Source organism: Rhizobium sp. SVR5-9E, assembly GCF_056755095.1.
This window is the reverse complement of the sequence record NZ_JBNDHS010000175.1, coordinates 1-5,124: the sequence shown is the minus strand read 5'-3', so window position 1 is coordinate 5,124 and position 5,124 is coordinate 1. Positions and strand designations below refer to the sequence as shown.

The 5,124-nt window shown below is 52.3% G+C and carries 7 protein-coding genes; 2 read left to right on the top strand and 5 right to left on the bottom strand.

Annotated features, from left to right (window positions below):
* The 3 genes from ACPYOJ_RS33810 to ACPYOJ_RS33800 form a co-directional block, all read right to left on the bottom strand.
* On the bottom strand, positions 1-84 hold an 84-nt coding region (locus ACPYOJ_RS33810; RefSeq protein WP_481420142.1), incomplete at its 3' end, for a transposase.
* 206 nt (positions 85-290) lie between these two features.
* A complete protein-coding gene (locus ACPYOJ_RS33805) occupies positions 291-2,057 on the bottom strand; it encodes an ABC transporter ATP-binding protein (RefSeq protein ID WP_481420140.1) in 1,767 nt (588 codons plus the stop codon).
* Positions 2,058-2,176: 119 nt separating this feature from the next.
* A complete protein-coding gene (locus ACPYOJ_RS33800; protein ID WP_481420139.1) occupies positions 2,177-2,419 on the bottom strand; it encodes a hypothetical protein in 243 nt (80 codons plus the stop codon).
* A gap of 624 nt (positions 2,420-3,043) precedes the next feature.
* Here ACPYOJ_RS33800 and ACPYOJ_RS33795 point away from each other — a divergent pair.
* Both ACPYOJ_RS33795 and ACPYOJ_RS33790 read left to right on the top strand, forming a co-directional pair.
* On the top strand, positions 3,044-3,772 hold the full coding sequence (locus tag ACPYOJ_RS33795; RefSeq protein ID WP_481420141.1) for a YrbL family protein: 729 nt from the start codon (positions 3,044-3,046) through the stop codon (positions 3,770-3,772).
* A 125-nt stretch (positions 3,773-3,897) separates the two neighbouring features.
* On the top strand, positions 3,898-4,086 hold the full coding sequence (locus ACPYOJ_RS33790; protein WP_481420138.1) for a hypothetical protein: 189 nt from the start codon (positions 3,898-3,900) through the stop codon (positions 4,084-4,086).
* Positions 4,087-4,113: 27 nt separating this feature from the next.
* On the opposite strand, the gene ACPYOJ_RS33785 is transcribed toward ACPYOJ_RS33790, so the two are convergent.
* Complete coding sequence (locus ACPYOJ_RS33785; protein WP_481420137.1) at positions 4,114-4,449, bottom strand: hypothetical protein; 336 nt, start codon at positions 4,447-4,449, stop codon at positions 4,114-4,116.
* Between the two features lie 203 nt (positions 4,450-4,652).
* Positions 4,653-4,793 (bottom strand): hypothetical protein, encoded by a 141-nt coding sequence (locus ACPYOJ_RS33780; protein WP_481420136.1) that lies wholly within the window; start codon positions 4,791-4,793, stop codon positions 4,653-4,655.
* Positions 4,794-5,124: the final 331 nt, after the last annotated feature.

Below are 5,124 nucleotides of genomic sequence, written 5' to 3'. Positions count from 1 at the left end.
TTTCCAGTTGTAAAACGTCGCTTCCGAAATTCCGTGCTTGCGGCAGAGGTCGGCTGCCTTCGCACCAGCCTCCTGCTTCTTCATTCGTCCGTCCTTTAATAGGCCGGAACTCTAATCCATTTTGGAGGAAATTCTCAGTGGCAGGTCAAAAGGAACGAAACACTCGGTTCGGCCGTCTGGCCGCGAAGTTCCCTTCGTCAAGTATATATCTGCTGAGGCCGAACATCGTCATTAATGACGAAATTAGTGAGGTAATTTCAGCGCTTCGTCGAAATTCTCGAATGCGCACATTACGCAATTTCATGAGCTGCGAAAAGTTTTCTATAAAGTTCACTTTCCGTCTCAAGCGACTCATGTGTCCCGACGGCGACGATCTGTCCCTTGTCGATCAGGATGACTTTGTCCGCATCCAATATTGTAGATAGTCGATGCGCTACTGTCATAGTCGTCTTGCCACGGGAGAGTCGATCAAGCGCTTTCTTGATGTTTTTCTCTGTTTCTCCGTCGAGGGCAGACGTGGCTTCGTCCAGCAGGAGAACAGGGGCATTCTTCAAGAAAGCTCTAGCGATGGCAATTCTCTGTCTTTGCCCGCCGGATAGATTGCCCCCGTTGTTTCCGACATCGGTATCCAGTTGCTGAGGTAGCTCAGACACGAATTCCAGAGCTTGAGCGGCGGACAACGCCGCAACAATCTCATCCTCGGTTGCATCCAATTTACCGAACGCGACGTTCTCGCGAACGGACCCTGAGAACAGGAATGTGTCTTGTGCAACATACGCGACGGAATTCCTCAAGGACCGAAGTGATGAGGCAGAGATATCCTGATCATCGATCAGGATCATCCCTGAACTCGGTCTATACATGCCCATGATCAAATTGATGATTGTGGATTTTCCGGCTCCAGATCTTCCAACTATCGCAACGTGTTCGCCTGGGAGAACATCAAACGTCACATCGATCAGAGTTGGAGCCGACGCTTTCTTGTAGGAAAACCCAACCGATGCAAATTGGAGCTTGCCGCCGTCAACAGCGAGATGGGTGCCTATCTCATCCTGTTCGACCTCTCCATGGTCGAGCACTTCAAAAAGCCGCCTTACTCCGACCATTTCTCTTTGAAGTTGGACATTCAAGTTTGCGAGCCTTCTGGCCGGATCATAGGCCAGGAGAAATGCCGTGATGAACGCCATGAACTCCCCTGGAGTCTTCCCATTATCGAGAGTTTGCCATCCTGCATAAAAGATAAAGGATCCCACGATGACGCCAGCCAGAATATCGAACATTGGTCCTGTCAATGACGATACTTTTAGGAGCCGGTTCTGGCGATTTTCCATCTTGTCCACGGACGAGCCGATCCGCTTGTCCATTATCCGTTGAAGGTTGAAGGATTTCACAACCCTTAAGCCCTGTAGCGCTTCGACACCAAGCACATTTAAGCCAGCCATCATATCGGCCTCCGATTGACTTAAGCGCTTAGTTTCTTTGATGACGACGTAGACCCCCCAGATGATAACCGGCGCTGCCAAAAGAGCGAAAACACTCATGAATGGATCTTGGAGAACCATCACGACAACGAGTGAGATCACCGTGAATAGATCGCGGACTAGATTGGTTGTTACAGTGATGATCGCGTTCTTCGCGGCGCGGGCGGACTGAATAACCTTGGAAACAACTCCTCCAGGATGTCTACTGGAGTGGTCGAGCACGCCCATCCTGATGAGCTTTTCAAATTGGAGTCGCTGCAATTTTGCGGTGATCGAACTACCAATTGATCCCATCAACACTGTTTGAAAATATCCCGCCAGCCCCTTCGTCAGAAAGGCAAGCATGATCGCAGATCCGATCATCCAAACGGCAACACGATCATTGTTTACAAAAATCCTGTTGACCATAGATTTCGACAGCCAGGCGATAGTGCCGGTAGCGACGCCTACCATCAACATGCAGACTATTGCTATGAAGAATTTTGCCTTGTGCTCAAGGCCGAAGTCCATGATCAACCGCTTCCCCAGCGCGATTGTTTCGCTTCTAGAGACTTTAACCTGGCTCTTCTTGGTCATTTGCCCAGATTTTCCTAGTTCTGTTCGGGCTGCTTCTATTCGAAATGCTTGAGCGTCGCAACCTTGCCAATCCTTACCGAATCTGCCCACTTGTACCTTCCGAACGATGAAATCAGTTGCTATGCCTTCGGAGCCGATGTCAAATAGGTCAGAACAGCTGCCATCTCGCCGGGGCTGTGCAGCGGACCGTTGTGGACTGCGTTAAGAATGGTGTCACGCTGTAGCCAGATGATTTCTTCAATTTCCGAAGAAAGTCCCAGCGCAGGCTGGCTCTGCAGCGTTACCAAGAAATTTACTTGGCTCGAGATTTTGCCACGATACTCCATTTTGAAACTGTTCAGCGGGCGGAAATCCGCGCTCACTGGGTCCGGCAGTCCTATCTCTTCGCGAAGCTTTCGCTATAGAATTCTAATAAAGTTCCGCTGATCCGTTATCTCCTCGCCGCCTCCCGGGAGCTCAAGTGCCCCTTGTGCATAGGCTTCATTCAAAGCTCGTCTTGCAAGCATGAGCCTGTCTGCGAAACCAAGCAATCTAGCGGTGATGCGGCGCTCGCTGGGCTGAGTACCCTAAGCGGGAGCAGCGTCACCACCGCACCAGATGGTCGGCCCGTCAGGAACGTATCGGAAATCGTACTGGCTTGACGCTCCTCCGGTGAGGGTCGTTCACCGCTGGCGTTTAAAAGGAAGACTCGCCAAGCCACATCAATGACGACCGGCGTTCGGCGAGCGTCCAGTCCGCTAATTACAGACAAAAAGAGACCCCGCGTGCTGTGGAGAGTGGGTGCGGGGTCAGGTCGCCGGTGTGGCTGGCTGGATGCGCTGGCGGGCGATGCCAGAGAGAAGCCCCGCCGAAGCGGCCGCTCCTGCCGCCCTTAAAGTGTGACCAGTGAGGCAACTGAATAGCAGAAAGTTGTGAGCCCTCCAGTCAAAAATGCACAATTAGCAAAACGTGATAGATTTCATTTCAGTTGGCGCTTATCTTCAAGAATGCTTCGTATAACTCTATGCGGAAGTAAAAGTGAGCGTTGCGAATGCTGCCACCGAAATTGGACGCCAGCGACATCATTGCAATTGAAGACTGCGTACTTGGCAAGCGGCACGGTTAAGCTGGTATATCGCCATCCTAATTGGGAGAATGCTGTTGTGAAGATTGTTCGCCCCGAGTTGGTGGATGGAAAAGGACAGTTCGCAACGCATAACTCACTCAAGAGACGACGTACGATTGGAGTCTATCGGGATTTCGCCCGGGAAATTTCGCAATATCTTGCGCTTTGTCGCAGAAATTACAGTACCGGCAATTTCAGTTTTCCAGTAGCTACGCCGCTTGGATTTGTTCCAACAGATCGAGGCCTTGGCCTTTTGAGCGAACGGATATCCGGCACTGATGGCGGATTGGCGCCGTCATTGCGCTCGATTATCCAGCGCGGAAAATTCTCGACTGTCCATGTCGATGCGCTGCAGCGTTTCTTCGATGATTGCTCCCGTCTTCATATTGTTTTCGGGGAGGTCAATTGGGCGGGTATCGTGTTCACGACGAGCCGGACGGGAGGCCCCGAGTTTGTCTTGGTCGACGGTATCGGAGACAAAAACCTACTTCCGTTCAAGTCCCTGTCGTGGCGCCTTAACGATAGGCGTTCGCGAGATCCAGCGGCGTATCGCGGAGAGAATTTCGCGATCAGGTCGCGGGGTCTTAGCTTAAATCGGGAGGTGCGATGATGAATGCAAAATTTATCTACTTTGGCATCGCCGCCATGTATATAGTCATATTTCTTATCGCTATTTGACCTTCAGATTTCTGTCAGCAAAGGGATGTAAGTGTCCACGGTCACAGAGAAAGACCGATGAACACGTCCGATGCCAAAGCAAAAAAGATTGTCGGTCTCGCCTTGGATGGCAAAGTGAACGAGGCCAATCGCGCCTATGCCGAAGCCATTGCAGAAGCTAGCCACCGTAGGACGCGTAGACGCGGCATAATTTATTCGGCTCTAGCCCTCGTAGGAATCGTGTCGCTTGGGGCCTATCTTTTCTGACAAGTCAGGAATTGATTCTTGGCTGTTCTATTTCTCATCTGCTGAAGCTCGGCCCCGGAAATTACCTTCAGGTTTAGAGGCTTGGTTCAGACTGATGTTCAGCAAGTGGCAGAGTTCTTCTGCCTCATCCCTCCGGAGCCCCTTGAGTGGCATCCCGGGAGGCATCTCGGCAAACAGACTGGTGTGAGAATCAAAGACATCCCAGCCGGTCAGCAAATTTCGCGTCAAGTTGTATCTGTTGGTGCTCATCGGACAATCGAACGCCGTCTTGGATTGTTTGTTCCAAGCAAAAAACTCTTTCAACCGGAGAACGAATATGGAAACGATGAAGTCAAGCCGTGGTCCAAGGATCAGGGAGATCATGTGCCATCAACAAGGCTGATTTCGATCCGGATATCCTGCTCGACCTCAGAAGCGGATCGACCGAATCGAGCGTCAGCGGCGGCTGCGCGGACACGTCCGGAATAAAAAATGCCCCAGCGCAGGGCCGGGGCGAAATGGAGAAGTGGAGTACGCTGCTACAACGCAACGGAGCGCTGCATGTTCCCCTGGAGCCCGCCTCACGTTCAGTCGAATAGCCCGAAAAGGATCAGGAGATCGATGACGATACTCAAGGCCATTCCGATCGCGCCGGCCGTCAGCAGTAGCCATACGGGCCACATTGGCTGGCTCGGCGGCTCCCTCGAAGGATTTCCTCGATCTCTCATTGCCCTCTCCAGACATGCGTCGTGAGGAGGTTGGCACGACCCAGGCTCGTCCAAAACGTGCCGAAAATGGCGAGCCCTGTCGCACACCACAGTGGAGGGTCAATCGCAATGGGCACCGGGGTGGTTGGGTGCTGTGTTGGGGTAATAGCACCTGAACAAAATAAGCAGGTAAGCCTGCTCATCAATGATCCTTTTGGATTACAAGAGCCCCTGCTAAAGCACCGGGGCTCGCCTCTAGATAGGCTGTCTCTTATACACATCTCCGAGCCCACGAGACTACGCTGCATCTGGGGGGGGAGGGTTGGGGTGGGGGGAAGGGGGGGGGGGGGGG